This window comes from Apibacter sp. B3919, from assembly GCF_026537405.1.
Lineage (GTDB): Bacteria > Bacteroidota > Bacteroidia > Flavobacteriales > Weeksellaceae > Apibacter.
Genome location: NZ_JAFNMG010000002.1, coordinates 522,040 through 546,520 on the forward strand (window position 1 = coordinate 522,040; position 24,481 = coordinate 546,520).

The window sequence follows — 24,481 nt, forward strand, 5'->3', positions numbered from 1 at the left end:
TAATATTTTTAGAGTTATTTTAAATTAAATACTAGTAAGTATATATACTATTTATTTTATTGTTTTAATTTAATCATAATAAAAAACCCCGTTATAGAACGGGGTTAAAACTAACTACTATGAAAATTCACTGCCTTATGAACATTTATAGTAAGACAAATTCCATGCCATAAAATTTCAACTAGTTAAATTATTATAAATTATATGTTTTTATATGATTTTTAAGATAATTTTTAGTGAATACATTATTTTTATTTTTAAAAATAAATATGAATTAACGTTTTTTGATCTAATATGTTATAAAATTTTCCATTTTAAATTATTTCAACAAATATTTATTTAAAAGAATAATATGAAGCATATATTGGAAAAATAGTAATATTCTGTATTTAATTTATTAATAAAGTTATTCTCAAATTAAAAAGAACGGGATTTAAAAAAACTTATCTTAAATCAAACTTATTATTCAAATGTATTTTTTTAGCTGACTAATTCGATAATGAATTTAGTTAAAAATAATTTTTCTGGTAATAAAAAAGCCCCGTAATACGGGGCTTAAAACTAACTACTATGAAAATTCACTGCCTTATGAACATTTATATTAAGACAAATTTCATGCCATAATATATGTGTTTTGTTTATTTAATTGTAATAATTTATTGATAATAAATTTGTAATTGAAATAATATAGTTTAAATAAAGTACTAAATAAAGAAAGTCCCACTAATGATAGTGGGACTTAAAACTAACTACTATGAAAATTCACTGCCTTATGAACATTTATATAAAAACAAAATTCATGCCATAATATTTGTGTTTAATTTATTTAATTGTAATAATCTATTGATAATAAATTTGTAATTGAAATAATATAGTTTAAATAAAGTACTAAATATAGAAAGTCCCACTAATGATAGTGGGACTTAAAACTAACTACTATGAAAATTCACTGCCTTATGAACATTCATATAAAAACAAAATTCATGCCATAAAAATTATATTTAATATAATTAAATACGATAATATACTTAATGTTATGTATTATATGAAATAATAATCTTTTAAATTATGTCAAATAAAAAAAGTCTCACTACTTAAAGTGAGACTTAAAACTAACTACTATGAAAATTCACTGCCTTATGAACAATTGTTTACAGGCAAATTCTATGCCATAATAGTTATATTTAATTTATTTATATATTATAAATATGGAAAAATTTTATACGTTATGAAATAATATATCTTATAGATTACTTTAAATACAAAAGTCTCACTACTTAAAGTGAGACTTAAAACTAACTACTATGAAAATTCACTGCCTTATGAATAATTATTTAAAAACAAATATCATGCCATAATATAAAATCATATAATAGTAATATATTATAATTTTACTAATATTATTATATAATTAAAATAATATATTGATAAAATGTATTAAATAAAAAAAAGTCCCGCAAATGAATACGGGACTTAAAACTAACTACTATGAAAATTCACTGCCTTATGAACAATTATTTTAAAACAAAATTCATGCCATAATTTTATGAAATTATTATTTGTATATAATATTTATTTTAAAATAATTTAATGATATAAAATGTTCGGAATAATATAATTATATAAGATAAAATCTTAATTAACATAATAAAAAAGCCCTATTAATAATAACAGGGCTTAAAACTAACTACTACGAAAATTCACTGCCTTATGAACATTTATAGTAAAACAATATTTGTGCCATTGAGTTGTGCAAGTAATTTATAAATTTTAAAATTTAATGTTTACTACTATGAAAATAGTAATAATTATATCATAAGGTGTTTTGTAAAATAAATACTATCAATATTTTAAATATATAAATAAAAAACCCCATAATTAATGGGGTTTAAAACTAACTACTACGAAAATTCACTGCCTTATGAACATTTATAATAAAACAATATTTGTGCAATTTAGTTGCGCAAGTGAATTAAATATTTTAAATATAAGGTTTAAAATATCCTTAAAAAATTATAATTGAATGATGAGTATTGTTAAAATATAGAATTAATGTTTTGTATTAAATAAAAAAAAAGCCCTATTAAAATTAAAGGGCTTAAAACTAACTTCAAAAAAAATTCACTGTCTTATGAACATTGGACTTGCATACTCAATAGTGCCGGTAAAGCCTATTGATTTAAAAACTGAAGCAAAAGCCTGCCAAAAACTTCTCCAAACACTAAAGAAACAGTTCCTAAACGCATTGATGTAAGACTTGGGCAACTGAATATTCGCTATTTTGGACAACGAGTTAAATCTACTTGCCAATTACTTGAGCCGTATACCCATTTGGATATTGCTGCCAGTTTATTAAGACATCACTATAAACCCGCTAAAAACTGGTTAATGGTTGTTATTATTATCGTCCGGCCGGAGGTAAGCAGCATTATATTATCAACAGCAAGTAAAAATCCATCCGGATCGTCTTTTATATCTAGATATTAATACTATTTCCCAGAAATTATAGTCAGGAGAATAGATATTGCCTTCATTTTGCTTATACGTAACTTGATTTATTTTGTAAACAATAAAAATTGAAAAAGTAACTTATTTCAGCTGTTCACTAAAAGAGGGTTTGAAGCGAATACTAATTAAGTAATGTTACTAACTCTTGTTTTCCATAAGATAAATATGGATATACCTAGTAATGGAATACATATTAAATTAACTAGTTGCCAGCCATATAGGTACATTAAAGCGCCGGCTGAAAATGAAGCAACAATATTACCTGTATATACAAACAATGAGTTTAATCCTTGAGCTTTTGTTTTCATGGCTGGACTGTATGTTTTGGTCAATAGAAGTGTTCCACCATTGAACATAAAATTCCATCCTATACCGGATAAGCCGAGTTCAATCATATAAATTTCTAGAGCTTGGTTAGGTAATAAAGTTAATAAGCAACCTAATGCACTACTTAAAACTCCGATGGTAACTAGCCCCTTAAGCCCAATGATTTTCACTAAGCTAGGATTAAAAAAGGACGGCAAATACATCATAATAAAATGTACCTGCAAGACATTAGATGCTGTCGTTAAAGCAAAGCAAGATTTATGCAATGATAATGGTGCGGCATTCATGGTTAGAGTCATTACAGCAAAAGCAATAGTACAAATAATACTAATCTGAATAAAATTCGAGCTTAATAACTTATGATTGTGATCTGATGTTTTATTTACATATGGAGTACGGCCAACCTTACGTCCTAAATCACTGGAAAGGAATAACTGTGATATGGCTAAACAAACACAAACAGCTATGATAGCTACAAAAGAACCAGCATAGGGTACCGGTGAAAATAACTCGGAAAAGTGACTACTGAGAAAAGGGCCGGCAATACCACCTATTACTCCGGCCCCTATTACAACAGATATCGCATAAGCATGCTCCTTCGGGTTTTTAGCAGCATCGATTGCAGCAAAACGATAATATTGACCAAAAGCACTAAAAATACCTAATAACAAAGCTCCTAAGACGAGTACATAAAAATGATTCAACAACAAAGCTATACAGCATATTGTTCCACCTAAGATTCCTACACCGGCTTTAAACATAAAACCACCTTTACGACCGAGTATTCCCATCAACCATGAAGCAGGATATATCATCGATAAAGTACCAATAACTGTAGCAGTTACTGGAAGTGTGCTAAGTGAAGGATTCGGTGATAAATATGAACCGGAAAGGCTTGAAACTGTAGTTAGCATCGAAACAACAGTTGTAGTTAATGCCTGACCCACAGCCAACACAATAATATCTTTCGATGGTAGATGCATAACATTCACTCCTTTTATATGAAATTGATTTAATAAATTGATTATTTTTATTCAATTATGCATGTTATTTAAAGCTTCATTTATTAACTCTTCAGTTGGTATAACTCCCGGCTCAACCATACATAATGGCTATTGTGAACCAACTAACCAATCAAATAAAAGATATGACTCACCTGACTTAAGCTGAATAGGAAAAACATTATTACCTATATTAAACTCTGCATAGCTTTCAAAAATAATATCTTTGGATTGAAGACAACCCAACAAAACATGTTGAGACGCTAGTTCTTAATATAAATAGTTGGTTTATCGTTTTAATCTCGTTTTTCATTAACTGTTAATCTTAATGTTTTTTTACCTGATAAGTAAATAATACCGGCACTTTCATTATTTGAATCCATTATATGTAAGGCAATATATTTATGAATTGATTTCCAAGCTACATTTGTATAAAAGAAATAGTATCTTCTAGAACCTCTCATTTTCGAACTGTGCCGACCATTCGGTTTGGTGTCGATTAATTATTAAACTATTAATATAGAGACTCTAATTAATTGATTACAAGATAAAAAACTAACCATTGTATCACTGATGTTTGCAAATTAATCTCGTGAGGTAATTGATATCTAAAGGTTGGCGATGGATCAAATAGCTTATCCCAATTAACCTTTAGTAGAATTATATCAAACTTTGCTGCAACATTTCATTGAATACATTGGAAAGTACTTTCTTTTCACCAGCAATAGCAGAATAGCTATTTCCTCCCACAACACTAGAATATGGTACAAATTTGATAATGATTTGGTTAGATATATCAGACAAAATTTATGCCATTATACCATTATAAATACTTAATATAATATAAATTCGGGTAAGCTGAAAATGTAAAAGAAAACTATTAATTGTCATTCTATATAAATCAATATAATATATTTATTATGTTTCTATGATTCAATATACTATTTCTGAATATAATTTTTATTTAAGTTTTTAATTAAATAATTATATTAAGAGTAACAATTAAATTATTAAATAAAAACACTTTAAATATTCTTGTATTATTAGCTATTTCTATGGTGATTGGTAAATTATTTAATAATTTAAAATTTAGGTTAATAAATTTAATTGTAAGATTATTTTAAAATAAAAATTATTTATTATCCCAATTTTTATAAGGATTTTTCTTAAGCATTGAATTGTAATATCTGGGATCATCTGTGACTTCTTTTCCTAACCAATCCGGTTTCTCAATAGTTTCATCTTCATCATCTAATTCAATTTCTGCAAGGATTAGTCCTTCATTCTCCCCGTAAAATTCATCTACTTCAATTATTTTGTTTCCAAAGGGAACAATATATCTTTTTTTATCTATAATACCTACTTCACATAATTGTATGAGTTCATTAGCCTCTTCTTTTGTGATTTTCTTTTCCCATTCAAATCTGCTTATACTATTTTTTTTATTAGAACCTTTAATGGTTAAAAAACCTTGATTGTCTTGGATTCTAACACGTACAGTTCTTTCAGGTATTGAAGATAGATATCCTTGTTTAATTTGTAAACTTTTAATAGCCTTCGATTTAAATTCTCCTGTAATTAAATATTTCCTTTCAATTTCTTGTCCCATAGGATGTAATAAACAATTTTATTGAATATATCATTTGTAAATTTTAAAAAAATACAAATTTTTGAAGTTAATTTTTATTCTTTTTAGCTTTCCAAAGTTGATCTAAATATTTATATCTGTCGGAAACATATTGAGAATACATTTTAGAAATAATATATCCCTCTTTTCCATCTAAAAAACCAAATTGAATAATATAATGATGGAGAAATCGATATATAGGTTTAATATGGTGATGTAGAAAATTTGATTTTTTACCCTTTTCAAATAATTCTTTTGCCTTTAGTCGAGAATATTTATCTAACTTATCTAAATATTTTTTTTCAGAATTAAAAGAATAATGGTCCAATCTGTTTTTTAAATATCCCGGTTCGGTTTTACATTCTATTTCTTCATGAACAAGTTTACTGCTTTTATATAGGGATTTATCTTTTTTAAATAAACGTATTACTTTATCATTCTTCCATCCGCTATGTTTCAGGAGTTTGTCTTTAAAGTAAAAATTTCTTTTTATCCAATAGGCGTCTTTAGGGTTAGGGGAATTTACAGTATTTAAAATTTCATTAATTAAAGGAGTGGGGATATGTTCGTCTAAATCAAAAAAGACGATCCATTCATGTGTTGCGCGTTCAATTGCAAAATTCTTTTGATTAGTGAAATTATCAAATACTCTTTCAATGAAAACTACATTAGGATATTTTTTGAAAAGTTCTTTAGTTTTATCTGTGCTAAATGAATCCACTACAATTATCTCATCGGCAAAAGAAATATCTTTCATAAAACGATCTACATTATCTTCTTCATTATAGGTAATACATAAAGCGGTAATTTTTGGTTTTTTGCATTCAATATCTTGAGGTAAATCAGAATTCGTTTTATCTATACTTAAAATATTTTGTAAATAATGATCAATTTTACTAAGTAACATTTTCGGTTTCATTAGTTTATAAAAAGGTTCAGGCTTACGTAAGATTTCTTTAAGAGGATATTCCGTATAAATTTCAGGATATATATCCATAAGATGAAAACTTTTATGAATTAGTAAATTTTCATAGCATCCCCAATCTTTTCTGAACTTGTGCGGGGAAAAAATTGAAAATGTGGGCTTTTGTATAGCCTTTGCAATATTAACAGCTCCTCCCTCATTGGCTATCAGAGCATTGCAATTAGATAGTATGGAAGCAAATTCTCGAATATTATTTCCAAGAATGGAAGTAAATATTTTTTCTTTATGTTCAATTTCTTTTAAAAGATCATCCGCTTCTTTTTGTTGCTTAGGAATATAATTGAATAAAATATCTATATCATAATGTTTTAATAAGTAATTGATTAACTCCGCCATATACGATAGAGGCCAAGATTTTTTTAAACTGCTTCCCAATATACCAACCATTAGAACCGGTTTAGTAAAACTGACTCCGGAACTGATCATTAATTTTTTAGCATTATTAATTTCTTGCTCGGTTAAAAATATTTCGGTTTGAAAATCAATTTTAGTAATATTATTTATAAAAGGAGAAAGTAAAAGGCATCTATTTTCAATGGAAGTACAATGGATAAATTTTGGAAATTTTTCCTCTACAAACACATCCGTATAAAAATATTTAAAAAAAGGTTTATCAAAACTAATTCTCCTTTTAGCTTTAGAAAACAACGTTATGAAACGACTTTGTAATTTAGCGTAAGGATCTAAAAGTATATCATATTTCTCATTTTTAATATATTTTGTATACTTCCATAAAACAGAAAGCTTTTTTAACTCAATATCATCAAACTCTATTATTTTGTCTATATAAGGATTGTTTTGAAGGATATATATAGCATTGTTGTAACAAAAAAAATGAACTTCGATATTTGGAAATATTTTTTTTAAATTTTTAGCAAGTACACTGGCTACTAAAACATCCCCGATAAATTTGTTTTGTATAATTAATGCTTTCTTCAAAAATATAATATTTAATAAAATAGTTCGGCAAAATTAGAAAAAAAATCATTCATAATTAAGAACATAGGTCATATAATAATTATTTATTTTCTTATAGTAGGCATAATATTTAACACTCGCTTTTTCATCAATAATCCAACATACAATAGGTTTATCACTTTTCAATTGAAAGGGTTCTACTCTATAGTGATTTAAAAAAGACCATAAGTTTCCATGGTGTATTTTATACAGGGCTTCTTTTAATCCCCATAAAATATGATAATAGTCCTTTTCTTCACCTTTTGGTATGAATTCAAATTCATCCTTTCGAATAAACTTGTATTTTATGGTATTAATTTTTTCATCCCTTTCCAATTCAATATCTACTCCAATGTTAAAAGACGAAGCACCAACACAGACTACTCCGTGTGAATGAGATACGGAAATATTATAAGTTCCTTCAACATAGGGTTTACCTTCTTTAGTGTATTTCACGGTACTATCTAAACCTAAAGCCATTAAACAAGCTCGTAATCCCAAATATTCTCGTTTTCTTTTAGGGGTTAAAGAATCATATTTACCTTGTCTTATGTTATCTAATTTTAATATCCGTAACAATTCCTCATTAGTTTCACTGACTTTCCAAGTAACTATTCTCGTAAAATAATCAGGTATAATAAAATCTACAATAGGCATTTAAGATAATTTAAATAGATTAGTAAGTAAATATATAAAATTATAATAATTCTCTTATAACTCTGAATTGTAAAATACTTTGTAATAAAACATTTTCTTTTCTTCATCATACCCTTGCTCTAGAAAATCTTCGGAAGCTTCGGGTCTGTTAATATCCAATTTAATTTGAATATATGTATCTAATTTGATATCAGTTTTAATTTTTCTTTTTTCCCTTGCTAAAGCATTGGTGGAAACATCAAAAATTTCCGAAAATTGAACCCCTGAATTTTCTGAATAATCTTTTTTATATGATTTGAATTCATCAACCATATCATAATTTTCCAATAATTCCTTCTCTAAAATTTCTTCAGTTATCGTTTCATTTTCATTAAATACTTGAAGACAATTACTGATAAATTCAGTTTGAATTTTTTTTCCTTTTTCCTCAAAAATTACTTGTTGTGAAAAATCAGATAGTAAATTAATATAATTTTTAGTCTGATACGAATCATCTTTAATATAATCTACTTCCAGAAATGACTTTTTCCAATATTCGGATTCTACATGAGCATCATCATGTACCAATATTTTATAACCACTTTCTTTATGTGTATTAAGTATTAAACAACTCTTATCAATGGATGAGTCTAATCGAAAACCTTTCTGTATGGCGCATTCAACAATGTCAGAATGTTTAAATCGAAGAAATTTGTTTTTATTTTCTAGCTTGAATATCCCGATGCCGGAAATTTTAGACTCCTGTCCAATATCAATATCATTGAATAAAGCAATAAAAATTTCGCCTTTTTTAATTTGTGGGTGATTGGATCTTTCATAAAGATGATCTAAAACTTTGTCTGAAAAACTTACAAAATCGATGGCATCTTCAAAAACATCTTTACATAAAGAATATAAAATATTAAAATTTATGTCTTGGGTATAATGAGTAAATTCATAGTATTCCAAATTTTTTTTAAAAGGTGAAAGGAAATAGGGTTGCATAGCCTCTTCCTCTTTTTCATTTAAATGAAATAAATCACCGGCATAAATGTTTTTTTCTTCACGTAGTTTATTACCGGAAAATTGTAAAGTTAATTTGGAAATTACAGCATGTTTTAAATTAATCGTCATAAATTTGCCTGATAAGAATTACAAAAGTAATTCATTTAAAAATATCAGTAAATAATATTCATTACTAATTTATTTTGATTAATGAAATAATGTAATTTACACAAAACAAACTCCTTGTTCTAAAATAAATTAGTGAAATCCAAAATCTAAAAATCTTATATTCATTTAAAATGATATCAATATATTTTTAGAATTCAGTTAAAACTATTTTAAATAAAAATATTTATGAATAAACTTTAATATTCTTCTAAAAAATTTGAATTGGATTTTTATTAATTATTTATCTTATTCATTACAGAAATTCTACAAAAAACTAATCAGTTACATTAAAATTAGAAATTTTAAATAGTTTATATTTGCAAACATTTAATAATATATGGGAACCACTCTAGAAAAAGAAATTAAAAGAAGGAAAACTTTTGGAATTATATCCCATCCGGATGCTGGTAAAACAACCTTAACAGAAAAATTACTTTTATTTGGTGGAGCGATTCAAGAAGCAGGAGCTGTAAAAAGCAATAAAATCAAAAAAGGAGCAACCTCAGATTTTATGGAGATTGAAAGACAAAGAGGTATTTCGGTTGCTACTTCCGTATTAGCCTTTGAATATAAAGGAAAAAAAATAAACATATTAGATACACCCGGGCATAAAGATTTTGCCGAAGATACCTATAGAACACTAACTGCCGTAGATTCAGTAATTGTAGTTATAGATGTAGCCAAAGGAGTTGAAGAACAAACCGAAAAATTGGTTCAAGTTTGTAGAATGAGGAATATTCCTATGTTGGTATTTATCAATAAACTCGATCGCGAGGGTAAAGATGCATTTGATTTATTAGATGAAGTTGAACAAAAGTTACAATTAAGGGTTACACCATTATCTTGGCCCATCGGTATGGGATTAGATTTTCAAGGAATCTTTAATATGTGGGAGAATAATTTTAAATTCTTCACCGAAGAAAAAAAACAAAAAGTAGGAGAGAGTATTGAGATTAAAGATATAAATGATCCAATAGTAAATGAACTTATTGGCGACCAAGCAGCAGAAAATCTAAGGAATGAACAAGAATTAATACACTCGGTTTATCCAAAATTTTCAAAAGAAGAATATTTGAACGGAACCTTACAGCCGGTTTTTTTCGGTTCCGCATTAAATAATTTTGGAGTTCAGGAATTATTAGATGCATTCGTTGAAATTGCACCCAATCCGCTACCTAAAATGAGCGATATACGATTAGTTAAACCGGAAGAAACGAGTTTTACGGGATTTGTATTTAAAATTCATGCCAATATGGATCCTAAACACCGAGATCGTTTAGCTTTTGTGAAAATTGTATCCGGAACTTTTAAACGAAATACCAATTACCTTCATGTTCGGCAAAATAAAACTATGAAATTTAGCAGTCCTGCAGCTTTTTTTGCCGATAAAAAAGAAGTTGTGGAAGAAAGTTTTCCAGGAGATATTGTTGGTTTGCACGATACCGGTAATTTCAGGATCGGGGACACCTTAACAGAAGGAGAAAAATTAAATTTCAAGGGAATTCCATCGTTTTCACCGGAACATTTCCGTTATATAAATAATGAAGACCCTATGAAAACTAAGCAGTTGGCAAAAGGTATTGATCAATTAATGGATGAAGGAGTTGCACAATTATTCACGCTGGAAATGAATAACAGGAAAATCATAGGAACAGTGGGTGCGCTGCAATTTGAAGTAATACAATATCGTTTAGAACATGAATATTCAGCAAAATGCAGTTATGAACCAATTCATATACATAAAGCATGCTGGGTGGAAACAGAGGATGAAAAATCATCGGAATTTTTAGAATTTAAGCGGGTGAAACAAAAATTATTAGCTAAAGATAAGTTTGGGCAATTAGTCTTCTTAGCTGATTCTGCATTTAGTATAACCATGACTCAAGAAAAATTTCCATCGGTAAAACTTCATTTTACGAATGAATTTTAGGTAAAATATATAAAAAACATTGTAAAAGAGAGCTAAAAAAAATTTAGCTCTCTTTTTTTAACGAACAATAGTATCTGTTACTATTATCTTAAAATATAAAATGCTATGCCTTCATATCTATATATATTAATGGGAATATAACTTTTACCTTTACCTAAAACTAACGAACCATCTTCGGATATCCAGATTTTAAGTTCATTTTTGTTGGTAGTGAGCAAATGATCCGATTTCTTTTTATATGATTTGTAAAAACGATAAACCGGAATTGTATTAGGTTTTTGAGTATTGAATGCATAACCAGATATGCCTTCAAAAATCCATCCTCCTTGTCCACCGTTTTTTAATTCGTTCCAATCAAGTGTAGATAAACGATCACCGTTTAGAAAATTATAATATCTGTATATAGGATAAGATCCTTCCACTTGATTAGCATAAATTTTTCCTAATATCCCCTCAAAATGTTTATTTCCTAATTCATTATAATTTGATGTATAAAAATGCTGTCCGTTTATATTATATCTGTAGAAATTTTTTGTTTCCACATATGTATACCTGCCGGGATACTGTTCAGATATAAATCTTTTATCCATTTCGGAAAGTGCGGTATTCCAACCGCTTGACCACCCATTTAAAGTTAAAGATGCAGGAATAGAATAAAGCATGATTGATTGACTGTCAAAGGAAGAATAATTAGTTGTAGTTGAATTATATTTATTTAAAACATTACTATCAACATACGCTTGGTTCCAATAATTAGGTTCTCCGGCATAATATTCATATACTTTCTGTCTATTCCACTGAATATTAGCAGCGGGGCTTTGATGCTCATGTTGTAAACCCAGTGCATGTCCGAATTCGTGAATTATTGTCCTTGAAAACTCGTAATCAGGAGTTGAATCTGTAAACCACCCGAAATTCATGGTAGGAATACGTTGGGTAATATATTTAGCATCTGTTCCAACATAAGACCAAGACTGACCACTATTATCAAAATTTATTTTTATATCAGCATATTGATAAGCAGGAACATATTCAAAGTTTAAATTAGCATATTTCAACCATTCACCGGCAAATTGTTTTACTTTATTCTGTAAATAAGAGTTTCCGTTTAAAAATTTAATTTTTATAGTTTGTCCTGTATTCCATTTATTAAATTTATTAATTACTCCATTAGCAATAACTTCTTGAGTTGAATCTTGGGGTTGAATAATGTCATCAGGTAAGTAAGCATCTAAACAAAAATGTTCTTTTTGAGCTGTACTTTTGTCCGGTACAATATCAGAATTTAATGAATCTTCAGTACAGGAAACCATATATACAAATAGGCTTACAATTAATAAAAATAAATACGTAAATTTTTTCATATTCAAGATTTTTTAAGGTTTTATAAATCCAGGATAAATGTTTGAGAATATTACTTTATATAAAATACTTAAAGTTATATAAAGTGATTTTAACATTTATTTACTTTTTGGATATTGCTTAGCAATAAATTTCTTGTCAGTAGAAGATAATTTATAATTGGGTTGACTATGCCAATGATTTAAAGTGAATGAAGCAGGAAATGAAATAAGCATGATAGAATGTTTATCAAAAGCCGAATAATTAGTTAATGCCTTGCTGTATTTATAAAAAATTTCAAAATCCACTTTGTCCTTATTCCAATAATTAGGTGCACCTTCAAAATAAGCATATACTACCGGTTTATTCCATTTTATATTTGAATTAGGGTTTTGATGTTCATGATGTAATCCAAGAACATGACCAAATTCATGAAGAATTGTTTTAGATAATTCATTTTCAGGAGTAAAATCCGTAAACCAACCAAAGTTCAAAGAAGGACTTTGTTGAGAAATGTATTTTGAATCGGTGCCCACATAAGACCATGATTTTCCGCTGTTATCAAAATTGATTTTAATATCGGCATATTGATCCGCAGTAACATATTTGAATGTTAAATTAGCGAACTGAAGCCATTCACTTGCATATTTTCTGACTTTATCTTGCAAATACGATGAACCATTTAAAAATTTGATTTTAATGGTATCTCCGGGATTCCATTTTTTTATAATGGTGGTTACACCATAACCGGAAACTTCTTTATCCAATTCTGAGGTCTGAAAATTATCTCCGGGTAGAAAGACATCTACACAAAATTTTTCATTTTCTGAGGATTTATTCTCAGGATAAATGTCAGAAGTTAATGATTCCTCATTACAAGAAACCAAGAAAGCAGATGAAAATAATAGTAAAAAAAAAGTAAAATTTTTCATAATCATAATATTTATAAATTTATCAAATATAGGAAAAAATATTTAATTTTATATTCTGAATTATAATTCAAAGTGTATATAATATTATGATTATGTGATATAATTGTATTTTTAAATTATTATATGGTAATTATATTTGATTAACCAATTGTCTTTTATAAAATTTTAAATACTGCAAAAAGCAGAAGTTTAATAAAGATTTAATTATTTATATTTTATAAAAAAGATAAAAAAATAAGTTTATTATAATTCAAATAATAAGTAAGTTTGCCTATCAGTTTAATAGGAATTAAACTTTGTTGTTTTTTATATTGAATAAAATAATATTGCTTGTGAATAACCAATTATTTAAAATAGATCTTCGATTTTACACTTTGCTTTCTAAATATGTATACGTGCTAATCTTTCTATTTAGTACAACGATTTATCATTCACAAACTCTAAAAAAAGGCGAATTAGCGGTTGGTATTGACCTAACTTATGCTCCCTATGCCTATTTAGAAGGAATTCCCAGTGGTTTTGACCCTGACTTAATGAGATTAATAGGGGAAAAATTAAATCTTAAAGTAGTCTTTAAAGATACCAGAATAGAAAATATAATTATGGGCTTAAATGCAGGACATTATGATCTTATAGCATCTGCATTGTATATTAATCCGCAACGAGCTCAACAAGTTTCATTTTTACCCTATCTGCAAACCGGAGGTGTATTAGTTGTTAGAAAAGACGAATCCTACCGACCGTTATCTTTACAAGACTTATGCGGAAAGAAAATTTCTTCCATGAAAGGGGCGGCATGGATTCCTAAATTAAATGATGTTACCAAGAATTTCTGTTTTAAGAATAATAAACAAGCAATTGAAGTTAAAGAATACCCCAGTGCTCCCGAGGCTTCACATGCGCTATTATCCAAAGGCGTGGATGTTCAATATGAAGATGCGGCAGTAGCTAAAATGTTAATTGACAGATTAGGAGATAAATTGGTAATTTCTACACACGAAATGATAGATCCCGTATTAATAGGTTTAGCATTTAAAAATGAAAACATAGCCTTAAAAAATAAAATCGCACAAGTTATCCAAGAACTAAGAAAATCGGGAGAATATCAACAGTTATTGGACAAATATAATTTGGCTTATCCAAGTCAAGAATTAGTACATAAATATCAGATAGAAGAAGAATCGATTTCATCTCAAAAAAAGAATACAATTTTCAATTGGAAATATTTTAAAAATCAATTTATTAACACAGATTTTTGGAAAGCTTGTTTAACTGTAATCGAGTTAAGTACATTAACTTGGTGTATAGGAGTAGTTTTAGGCTTTTTAGTAGCATTAATGGGACAGAGTTCTCATTCATTTATAAGAACTATTTCCAAAGGTTATATTTGGTTTTTCAGGAGTTTACCTTTATTGGTATTATTAATATTTATATATAATCTACCTCAAATTTGGCCTCAAAGCTCGATAATACTATCCAATCCTTTCATATCCGGTTTAATAGCCTTAGTTTTAAGTGAAACAGCCTATATAGCGGAAATACATAGAGGAGCATTACAAGCGATACCCAAAGGACAATATGAGGCTGGAAAAGCACTGGGGTTATCCTACTGGGGAATCATGAGATTGATTGTTGCCCCGCAAACATTTAGGATAGCCTTACCGTCACTCGCTAATCAATACGTAACAATAGTTAAGTTAACCTCACTGGTATCGGTGATTTCCTTGACCGAAATATTGATGGTTGGACAGCAATTGTATACACGTAACTTTCTGGTTATGGAAACCCTGTTAGCAGTTGCTATCTATTATATACTAATAGTTACTTTGGTAACATGGATTATTAACAAATTTGAAGCAAAATTTGATGTCCATAAAATAAGCACAGACATTGATAGTTCAATACAAGTTGATTTTGAAAAATTAAGAGAATATTCGAACATAAAAAATACGAATAAAGGTTCAACCGCTTTAGAATTAAAAAATATAACAAAAACATTTGGAACTACTTTAGTATTAAATAATATATGTTTAAGCGTTCCTTGGGGAAAAGTAATCAGTATTATAGGTCCATCAGGATCCGGCAAAAGTACCTTAATAAGATCCATAAACGGTTTAGAAACAATAGATGAAGGAGATATTGAAATGGGAGAAGTTTCTCTTATACTTAAAAATAAAAGTAAATTTCATAAATCAAAAAAGAAACTTCAGGAAATGAGGATAGGTATGGTTTTTCAATCGTATAATCTTTTTCCACACAAAACGGTATTAGAAAATGTTATGTTGGCTCCTTTATATCATAAAAAAAACAAAGATAAACAGATGCTGCGTATGTATGCATTGGCAATGTTAGATAAAGTAGGTATGTTGGTTCATGCCAATAAATACCCTCACCAATTATCAGGAGGGCAGCAACAGCGGGTAGCCATAGCAAGAGCATTGGCTATACAGCCCGACATTATGTTATTTGATGAACCGACATCCGCTTTAGATCCCGAATTAGTTCAAGAAGTATTGAAAGTTATTAAAGAATTATCTAATGAAGGCATGACTATGATAATTGTTACTCATGAAATGAAATTCGCATTTGAAGTATCAGATAGAATTGTTTTTATGGAATCAGGAAAAATTTTATACAATGAAGAACCTCAACAAATGAAAAAATCCAAGGATGAAAGATTACTAAAATTCATTGGAAATGTTGCTCCCATCGATTATACTATTTAAAATAAACATAAGTAAATACAAGTATGAAGAATCAAAAAGAAGAAATAGGTATTTTACAAAGACGAAAAATTGAAGCAGAAATAATAAAACCTATATACGATATTTTAAAGAGAGAGTATGGACTTGAACAGGCAAAATCGATTATTGAAAAAGCCGTAGCTAATGCAGCCATTCAGGCCGGAAAAGATTTTGCCCAAAAAGAAGATGGGCCAACCTCAGTACAAAGCTTTGTAGCTCTCCAATATTTATGGGAAAAAGATGATGCACTTGAAACTGAAGTGGTTGTTAATAATGAGAACCAATATGATTATAACGTGAAAAGATGTCGATATGCAGAAATGTATCATGAAATGGGATTGGGCGAAATTGGATTTTTACTCTCCTGCAACAGAGATGCTAAATTTATTGAAGGATATGCTCCAAATGTAAAATTAACCCGCCCCCATACTATAATGAACGGAGACGGTTTTTGTGATTTTCATTATAAACTAGAAAAAGGGAAAACAGATATTTCCAATGAATGATAACTTACATATAAATTCAAAGAGACTACAAACGTGGTTAGCCGATTTCGCTACCATAGGAGGTACGCCAAATGGAGGGGTACATCGTTTAACGCTCACAGATTTAGATAAACAAGCTCGTGATTTGTTTGTATCTCTGGCGAAGAAAGCCGGGTGTTCAATAAAAATAGATGCAATGGGGAACATTTTCGCCAGACGACCCGGTGAAGATAACCTTTTGAGTCCTGTACTTATAGGTTCTCACATAGATAGTCAGCCCTTAGGAGGTAAGTACGACGGGATCTATGGGGTTTTAGCAGCCCTGGAAGTTGTTTACTCATTGAATGACCATAATATAAAGACTGATCGCCCCATAGATGTTGTAAGCTGGACCAATGAAGAAGGTTCACGTTTTGCTCCGGCCATGATAGGTTCGGCCGTTTTTTCAGGGTTAACTACTTTACAAGATGGTTGGTCGTGTAGAGATAGTGAAGGTAATACTATTAAACAAGAATTAGAAAGAATTGGATATGCTGGAAATGATAATTTTTCAAATTATAAAATCCATGCTTCACTGGAACTGCATATTGAGCAAGGTCCGATATTAGAAAACCAGAATGAATTAATAGGAATTGTTACCGGAGCTCTAGGTCAAAAATGGTACGATGTTGAATTCACCGGGATGGCCTCTCATGCCGGAACAACTCCTATGGAAGTACGCCAAGATGCCTTACTAGGTCTCGCCGAGGCAGTGCTTGAAGTCAACACAATAGGAAAAAATGAAAAACCGGAGGGCAGGGCAACTGTTGGAATGGTAAAAATTACACCCAATTCAAGAAATGTAATTTCCGATAAAGCTTGGTTTTCAGTTGAATTTAGACATCCTTCAGAAAAAGGACTACAAAGGATGGATCAACAATTGTCTGAAAAAGTACATCAAATAGCTGAGAAATTAAATCTAACCTATAGCATCCGCCCTATATTATCCTTTCCTCCCTTACCTTTTGATAAAACCTGCATTGAAGTGGTACGCAAAGTAGCTCAGAATTTAAATTATCCCCATAGAACAATGGTTTCAGGAGCCGGACATGACTCGTGTAATATTTCTAAAATAGCCCCGACTTCCATGATTTTTATACCTTGTATTAAAGGAATAAGTCATAATGAAAAGGAAGAAATTAGACCGGAATGGATGAGTGCCGGTGCTAATGTTTTATTAAATGCAGTAAAACATTTATCTAAAAGATAAAGAATAAACCAATATATAGATTAAATAGATTAAATGGGTAAGGTAGAGCATTAAAGTTCTACCTTTTTAATTAACATTGTAGATGGAATTAGATTAAATCGTAAGGTGAAGTAAAAATGCTTAGACAATATGTCAGCTTGTAAAAAATTAAATATGACAAATGTTTATATAATGCTTCATGGCATAATCATTGAAATTGCATAAGCAATTATATAAGTAATAGTAGTATTTAGTATAATTAATAACCATAAGTAATTAAAGAAAAAATATAAACATGAGTAAAATTATAGGAATTGATTTAGGAACAACGAATTCTTGTGTAGCCGTAATGGAAGGTAGCGATCCTACCGTTATTACTAATGCTGAAGGAAAAAGAACTACTCCATCCGTAGTTGCTTTTATGGAAGATGGAGAAATAAAAGTGGGGGACCCTGCTAAAAGACAAGCAGTAACCAATCCACACAATACCGTATATTCCATAAAAAGATTTATGGGTACTAGATTTTCATCAGATGCTGGTGAAATTTCAAGAGTTCCTTATAAAGTAGTAAAAGGTGATTCCGATACTCCAAGAGTAGATATTAACGGAAGATTATATACTCCGCAAGAAATTTCAGCTATGATTCTTCAAAAAATGAAGAAAACAGCAGAAGATTTCTTAGGAGAAACTGTAGATCGAGCAGTAATTACAGTTCCTGCTTATTTTAATGATGCGCAAAGACAAGCAACGAAAGAAGCAGGTGAAATTGCCGGTTTAAAAGTAGAAAGAATTATAAATGAGCCTACAGCAGCAGCCTTGGCTTACGGATTAGATAAAGCTCATAAAGACCAAAAAGTTGCAGTATATGACTTAGGAGGAGGTACTTTTGATATTTCTATTCTTGACTTAGGAGACGGAGTATTTGAAGTATTATCAACTAATGGAGATACACACTTAGGAGGAGATGATTTTGATGATGTAATAATTAATTGGTTGGCAGAAGAATTCAAATCTGCAGAAGGTGTTGATTTAAAAGCAGATCCAATTGCATTACAAAGATTGAAAGAAGCCGCTGAAAAAGCGAAAGTAGAATTATCTTCATCTACTCAAACAGAGATTAATTTACCATATATAACCGCTACAGCTTCCGGTCCAAAACACTTGGTAAAAACGTTAACCAGAGCAAAATTTGAACAATTAGCAGCCGATCTTGTTAAAAGATCTATGGAACCTTGTAAAAAAGCATTAGAAGATGCAGGATTAAAAACTTCAGATATTGATGAAGTATTATTAGTCGGAGGTTCAACACGTATACCGGTGATCCAAGAAGAAGTTGAAAAATTTTTCGGTAAAAAACCTTCCAAAGGTGTGAATCCTGATGAAGTGGTTGCTATTGGAGCTGCAATTCAAGGAGGTGTATTAACAGGAGATGTAAAAGATGTTTTATTATTAGATGTTACTCCGCTTTCCTTAGGAATTGAAACTTACGGAGGTGTATTTACTAAATTAATTGATGCTAATACCACTATTCCAACTAAAAAATCTGAAACGTTTTCAACTGCAGCAGATAATCAACCGGCAGTTACTATTAGAGTAGGGCAAGGAGAAAGACCTATGTTCAACGATAATAAAGAAATCGGAAAATTCGATTTAGTGGATATACCACCGGCACCAAGAGGAGTTCCACAAATTGAAGTAACCTTCGATATTGATGCTAACGGTATTTTAAGCGTATCGGCTAAAGATAAAGGAACCGGAAAAGAACAATCCATAAAAATTCAAGCATCTTCCGGATTAAGTGAAGCAGAAATTGAAAAAATGAAGAAAGAAGCAGAAGCTAACGCTGAAGCAGATAAAAAGAGAAAAGAAGAAGTTGAGAAATTAAATTCTGCGGATGCAATGATTTTCCAAACAGAAAAGCAATTAAAAGAATTTGGAGAAAAATTACCGGCAGAGAAAAAACAACCAATTGAAGATGCGTTGGCAGATTTGAAAAAAGCACATGAAAGCAAAGACATTCCGGCAATTGAAACAGCAATGGAAAAAATTAATGCTGTATGGGCTTCCGCTTCAGAAGATTTATATAAATCCGGTCAAACAGCTGAAGGAGCAAATCCGGGAGCTCAAGGCGGAGGAGAAGGATCATCAAGTGGTTCTAATCAAGGAGGAGATAATGTTGAAGATGTAGATTTCGAAGAAGTGAAATAAAAATAATACACACAGTATAATTGGAAAACCTCAGAATTTTAATTCTGAGGTTTTTTTTATTAGAAAATGTATATAAATCTTATTCTTATTCCAAATTAAATTTTAATTCAAGAAAATTCATTTAATTAAGCATATTTACCATTCTCTATATTAACTAATGAAATTATTGATAAAAAGGCAGAAATTTATATACCGAACATTTTATTGATCACGTAGAAAATGTGATTTTAAAGTTCAATAATACTTTACTATTAAAATTATATCCAAGATTAAAACAAACAAAGATCCATATGCCTTGACTCATGGCATGCATATGCCTTTATTTAGTTAAATGTAAATTATTTTAATCAATAGCCTTATTATTAATGAATCATTAGAAATGTTAGATTAAATTCTAGATTTATTAAATAAGCCGAATAAAAATTATTTATAGCATATATAAAAAAACAAAATTTATGAGTCTCAACGTGCTTAACTATTACTTATATTTATGAACGAATAGGTTTAGATTAAACTGATAGTTCACATAACAGTTACGTGAATTGAATGCTAATTTGGGTTATTTAAATAATAATATGGTATGTTATTTTAGCTTATCGTACGTTTAAAAAAATTGAATAGTTATAAAATTGTATATAATTTCGAAAGAATTCTTAAAAATTAATGATTATAAAATAAATTGATAGTAAATAAAAGGTTTGAGAAATTAAGAATATAAATAATCAAAGTAATTAAAACCTATTTATTATTAAATCAATCAAATAAATAAAAAAAATGTTAAAATTTGAATTTGATATATAATCAATGAATAAGGTGGTAGTATTTGTTAAAAAAAATCAATTTGAATTTTTATTTATTAATATTTTTAATAAAAAAATTAAGATTATTTTAAAAGAAATCATAAAATTTGCATGAAAAAAAAAATAAATTAAGTATCAAATTACTTTATAAGTGAGTATTTATTTATATTTGCATGCTAAATTTAGATATCGTTTATAAAAATATAACCGAATAATTATGCAAAGTTAATTTATTTGTATATTGATCCGATATAAATCAATAGAAAATAACATGTTATTTTAACATAATATTAACTTTGGCACGGTATTTAGTATAATTTTAACACGAAATTAGATAAATTTAGATTCTACTACGTTTTAAGTGGAAGAATGAAAATTAAATAAATTTTTGAATTAAATTATTTTACAAAAAAGAAAATTATGAAAAAGTTAGTGTTGTTTGCAGCAGTAGTTTTTGGATTATCAACTATGAATGCACAAAAAAACAGTATTTTATTAGGAGGTAATGTAGGTTACAATCATACCGAAAACAAAACTGGAGGAACTTCAGGAAAACAAAAATTGGACACTTACGAATGGGCTCCTTATTTAGGATATCAATTTACTGATAATTTAACTATTGGTGCAAAAGTAGCTTTTACAAAAGCGGATTTAGATAGTAAAACACTTAAAGATTTACAACTACTTGATGGAGATACTAAAACTTCAAGAATCGGAGGTTTTATACGTTACTCACAACCATTAAGTGAAACCTTTGCAGTTTATGCTGATTTAGGTGCAGGTTGGCAAGAGCAAAAAACCAAAGGACACAATGCTATATCAAAATTTGAAGATAAATCAAATGGATTTTACATCGGATTTAACCCGGCATTATTCATTAACTTCAAAAATAATTTTGGATTGAACTTTAGCATTGGTGGAGTTGAGTACAACCACTTAAAACAAAAAGGAACTAAATACAAATCAAACGGGGTTGATATAACTTTTGGAAATGCTTTCAATATTGGTATTTCTAAAAACTTTTCTCTATAATTAAATAATTATAGAAAATTATTTAATGCAAGTTATCTAACTAATTAAAAAGAAAAAGCATGAAAAAAATTATAATAGCAACCCTTACTCTTTTTAGCGTGTTGTCAGCTCAAGCTCAAAAGAATTCTATCCTTTTGGGTACAGATTTTAGCTTTAAAAGAGTAACAGGTTTTGATAACGAAAAAACCAATAATGTAACATTTACTCCCATAATTGCTTATGAAGTAGCTGAAAATTGGTTTGTAGGGGCTAAAACCAGTTTATCTTATGATAAACATACCTACAATGATGGAAATCATATTACAAAAATCCAAGATAAATCATACGAAAGTAGAATTGGTGGATTTGTTCGTTATTATAAACCTTTTAATGAAACTTTTGGTATATATGCAGATTTAGGGGCCGGATATCAACAATATCGTTCTGATAGCAGATTAGCTCCAAAAAATGCAATTTATAATGAGTCTGAAATGATCCTGGCTAATAGAGTTAGAGGTTACGGATATTACATCGATTTTGCCCCTGCTTTATTTATAAACTTTAAAAATAATTTTGGTTTAAATGTTTCTTTTGGAGGAGTTGAATGGAGCGACACAAAAGAAAACGTGAAATTTGATTATAAAAATTATAACAAAAGCAAAGATTTTGACTTAACTTTTGGAAAATCAATTCACGTAGGAGTTACTAAAAAATTCAGTTTTTAATTTTATAAATTAAAAAAAATAATATAAAAACCTCTGATTTATTTCAGAGGTTTTTTTGTTGATTACATGTGATAAATAAGTAAATTTGCTAGTATTTACTAATTAATAAAAGTATTATGGCATTATCTAAGATTAATCCAACAGAAACCCGCGCATGGCAATTATTAAAAGAACATTACGACCAAATAAAAGATAAACACCTTCGTCAATGGTTTAAAGAAGATCCTCAAAGATTTGATAAATTTTCAATACAATTTAATGATATTCTTTTTGATTATTCTAAGAACAGAATAGAAGAAAAAACATTGAAATTATTAATTCAACTGGCTGAGGAAACCCAAGTTAAAGAAGCTATTGAAAAGCAATTTAGTGGCGATAAAATTAATGAGACAGAAAATAGAGCAGTTTTACACACAGCATTAAGAAATCGAAAAAATACACCGGTTATAGTTGATGGAGAAGATGTAATGCCTAAGATAAACAAAGTCCTTTCGCAAATGCAAAAATTTTCTGAATCAGTAATTTCGGGCGAATGGAAAGGGTTTTCAGGAAAAGTAATTACTGATGTGGTTAATATTGGTATTGGTGGTTCTGACTTAGGACCTTTAATGGTTGTAGAAGGGCTAAAATATTATAAAACCAGACTCAATTTACATTTTGTATCCAATATTGATGGAACTCACATAGTAGAAACATTGAAACCGTTAAATCCGGAAACAACAATGTTTATTGTGGCATCTAAAACATTTACTACTCAAGAAACTATGACCAATGCTCAAACAGCAAAGGATTGGTTTTTAAAATCAGCAAAATTAGAATCTGAAGTAGCTAAACATTTTGTCGCCCTATCAACCAATCAAGAAGCCGTAACAAAATTTGGAATCAACCAAGACAATATGTTTGAATTTTGGGATTGGGTAGGTGGAAGATATTCTATTTGGTCAGCTATTGGACTGAGCATATGTTTAGCTGTCGGATATGACAATTTTACCGAATTATTAGAAGGAGGAAATGAAATTGATTTACATTTTAGAAATACGGAACTAAATAAAAACATACCGGTAATTTTAGCCCTATTAGGTATTTGGTATAATAACTTTTTTGGCGCGGAAGATGTTGCTTTACTTCCCTATGAACAATATTTACACCGGTTTGCAGCCTATTTTCAACAAGGAGATATGGAATCCAATGGTAAATATACAGACCGAAGCGGTAAAAAAGTTGATTATCAGACCGGACCAATAATTTTCGGAGAACCGGGAACCAATGGACAACATGCATTTTATCAATTGATACATCAAGGAACAAAACTTATTCCTTGTGATTTTTTTGCAGGTGCCCAAACACTAAATAAAGTCTCAGATCATCATGAAAAACTTATATCCAACTTTTTCGCTCAAACAGAAGCTTTAGCTTTTGGTAAAACGGAAGAAGTAGTTTATAAAGAATTAAAAGATCAGGGCAAAAATGAAGAGGAAATTAATAAATTAAAACCATATAAAATATTTGAAGGAAATCGTCCAACCAATTCCTTTTTGTATAAAATTCTAACACCTAAATTACTAGGAAAATTAATTGCTATATATGAGCAAAAAATATTTGTACAAGGAGTTATCTGGAATATTTTCAGTTTCGATCAATGGGGCGTGGAATTAGGCAAACAATTGGCCAACAAAGTGCTGCCTGAATTATCAGGAGATCAAGAAATAACCACACATGATTCATCAACTAATGGGCTGATAAATACCTATAAAAAAATGAGATAATTTTATATCTGTTTAAATAAAAAAAGATCGTCTCATCAGACGATCTTTTTTTATTCATAAAAATCAAAAGTTTACAGTTTACTATAAAAAAAATTA

At 29.1% G+C, this 24,481-nt stretch carries 15 protein-coding genes and 1 pseudogene; 9 read left to right on the forward strand and 7 right to left on the reverse strand.

Annotated features, from left to right (window positions below; all coding sequences use genetic code 11):
* Positions 1-2,633: 2,633 nt before the first annotated feature.
* The 5 genes from J3U20_RS05680 to J3U20_RS05700 all read right to left on the reverse strand — a co-directional run bounded on the left by J3U20_RS05680 (position 2,634) and on the right by J3U20_RS05700 (position 9,175).
* Positions 2,634-3,818, reverse strand: a complete 1,185-nt coding sequence (locus J3U20_RS05680; protein WP_160541981.1) for an MFS transporter — start codon at positions 3,816-3,818, stop codon at positions 2,634-2,636.
* A 1,150-nt stretch (positions 3,819-4,968) separates the two neighbouring features.
* The gene (locus tag J3U20_RS05685; protein WP_160541983.1) at positions 4,969-5,445 is read right to left on the reverse strand and encodes a CYTH domain-containing protein; all 477 of its coding nucleotides are present in this window, start codon (positions 5,443-5,445) and stop codon (positions 4,969-4,971) included.
* A gap of 67 nt (positions 5,446-5,512) precedes the next feature.
* On the reverse strand, positions 5,513-7,387 hold the full coding sequence (locus tag J3U20_RS05690; protein ID WP_160541984.1) for a glycosyltransferase family 9 protein: 1,875 nt from the start codon (positions 7,385-7,387) through the stop codon (positions 5,513-5,515).
* Positions 7,388-7,432: 45 nt separating this feature from the next.
* Positions 7,433-8,062: a 4'-phosphopantetheinyl transferase family protein gene (locus J3U20_RS05695; protein WP_160541985.1), complete on the reverse strand. Its 630-nt coding sequence runs from the start codon at positions 8,060-8,062 to the stop codon at positions 7,433-7,435.
* Positions 8,063-8,116: 54 nt separating this feature from the next.
* Complete coding sequence (locus J3U20_RS05700; RefSeq protein ID WP_160541986.1) at positions 8,117-9,175, reverse strand: nucleoid-associated protein; 1,059 nt, start codon at positions 9,173-9,175, stop codon at positions 8,117-8,119.
* A gap of 376 nt (positions 9,176-9,551) precedes the next feature.
* On the opposite strand from J3U20_RS05700, the gene J3U20_RS05705 reads away from it, so the two are divergent.
* The gene (locus tag J3U20_RS05705; protein WP_160541987.1) at positions 9,552-11,144 is read left to right on the forward strand and encodes a peptide chain release factor 3; all 1,593 of its coding nucleotides are present in this window, start codon (positions 9,552-9,554) and stop codon (positions 11,142-11,144) included.
* A gap of 83 nt (positions 11,145-11,227) precedes the next feature.
* On the opposite strand, the gene J3U20_RS05710 is transcribed toward J3U20_RS05705, so the two are convergent.
* Together J3U20_RS05710 and J3U20_RS05715 are read right to left on the reverse strand one after the other, a co-directional pair.
* Positions 11,228-12,508 carry a matrixin family metalloprotease gene (locus J3U20_RS05710; RefSeq protein WP_160541988.1) on the reverse strand — a complete coding sequence of 427 codons (1,281 nt, stop codon included), beginning with the start codon at positions 12,506-12,508 and terminating at the stop codon, positions 11,228-11,230.
* A 96-nt stretch (positions 12,509-12,604) separates the two neighbouring features.
* Positions 12,605-13,417: a M12 family metallopeptidase gene (locus J3U20_RS05715; RefSeq protein ID WP_160541989.1), complete on the reverse strand. Its 813-nt coding sequence runs from the start codon at positions 13,415-13,417 to the stop codon at positions 12,605-12,607.
* Between the two features lie 395 nt (positions 13,418-13,812).
* Here J3U20_RS05715 and J3U20_RS10090 point away from each other — a divergent pair.
* From J3U20_RS10090 to pgi, 8 genes and pseudogenes are all read left to right on the forward strand, one after another.
* A pseudogene (locus tag J3U20_RS10090) lies at positions 13,813-15,270 on the forward strand (ABC transporter substrate-binding protein/permease); the annotation flags it as partial.
* Between the two features lie 87 nt (positions 15,271-15,357).
* Positions 15,358-16,143 carry an amino acid ABC transporter ATP-binding protein gene (locus J3U20_RS10095; RefSeq protein WP_267434726.1) on the forward strand — a complete coding sequence of 262 codons (786 nt, stop codon included), beginning with the start codon at positions 15,358-15,360 and terminating at the stop codon, positions 16,141-16,143.
* Between the two features lie 23 nt (positions 16,144-16,166).
* Entirely contained in the window at positions 16,167-16,667 is a 501-nt protein-coding gene (locus J3U20_RS05730; RefSeq protein WP_160541991.1) for an L-2-amino-thiazoline-4-carboxylic acid hydrolase, read from the forward strand.
* The gene (locus J3U20_RS05735; RefSeq protein WP_160541992.1) at positions 16,660-17,895 is read left to right on the forward strand and encodes a M20 family metallo-hydrolase; all 1,236 of its coding nucleotides are present in this window, start codon (positions 16,660-16,662) and stop codon (positions 17,893-17,895) included. The genes J3U20_RS05730 and J3U20_RS05735 overlap by 8 nt, the downstream gene beginning before the upstream one ends.
* Positions 17,896-18,169: 274 nt before the next feature.
* Positions 18,170-20,083, forward strand: coding sequence for a molecular chaperone DnaK (dnaK, locus tag J3U20_RS05740; RefSeq protein WP_160541993.1), 1,914 nt, complete (start codon positions 18,170-18,172; stop codon positions 20,081-20,083).
* A 1,220-nt stretch (positions 20,084-21,303) separates the two neighbouring features.
* Positions 21,304-21,915: an outer membrane beta-barrel protein gene (locus J3U20_RS05745; protein WP_160541994.1), complete on the forward strand. Its 612-nt coding sequence runs from the start codon at positions 21,304-21,306 to the stop codon at positions 21,913-21,915.
* A 59-nt stretch (positions 21,916-21,974) separates the two neighbouring features.
* Positions 21,975-22,619 (forward strand): hypothetical protein, encoded by a 645-nt coding sequence (locus J3U20_RS05750; RefSeq protein ID WP_160541995.1) that lies wholly within the window; start codon positions 21,975-21,977, stop codon positions 22,617-22,619.
* A gap of 116 nt (positions 22,620-22,735) precedes the next feature.
* Positions 22,736-24,385, forward strand: a complete 1,650-nt coding sequence (gene pgi / locus J3U20_RS05755; RefSeq protein ID WP_160541996.1) for a glucose-6-phosphate isomerase — start codon at positions 22,736-22,738, stop codon at positions 24,383-24,385.
* Positions 24,386-24,481: the final 96 nt, after the last annotated feature.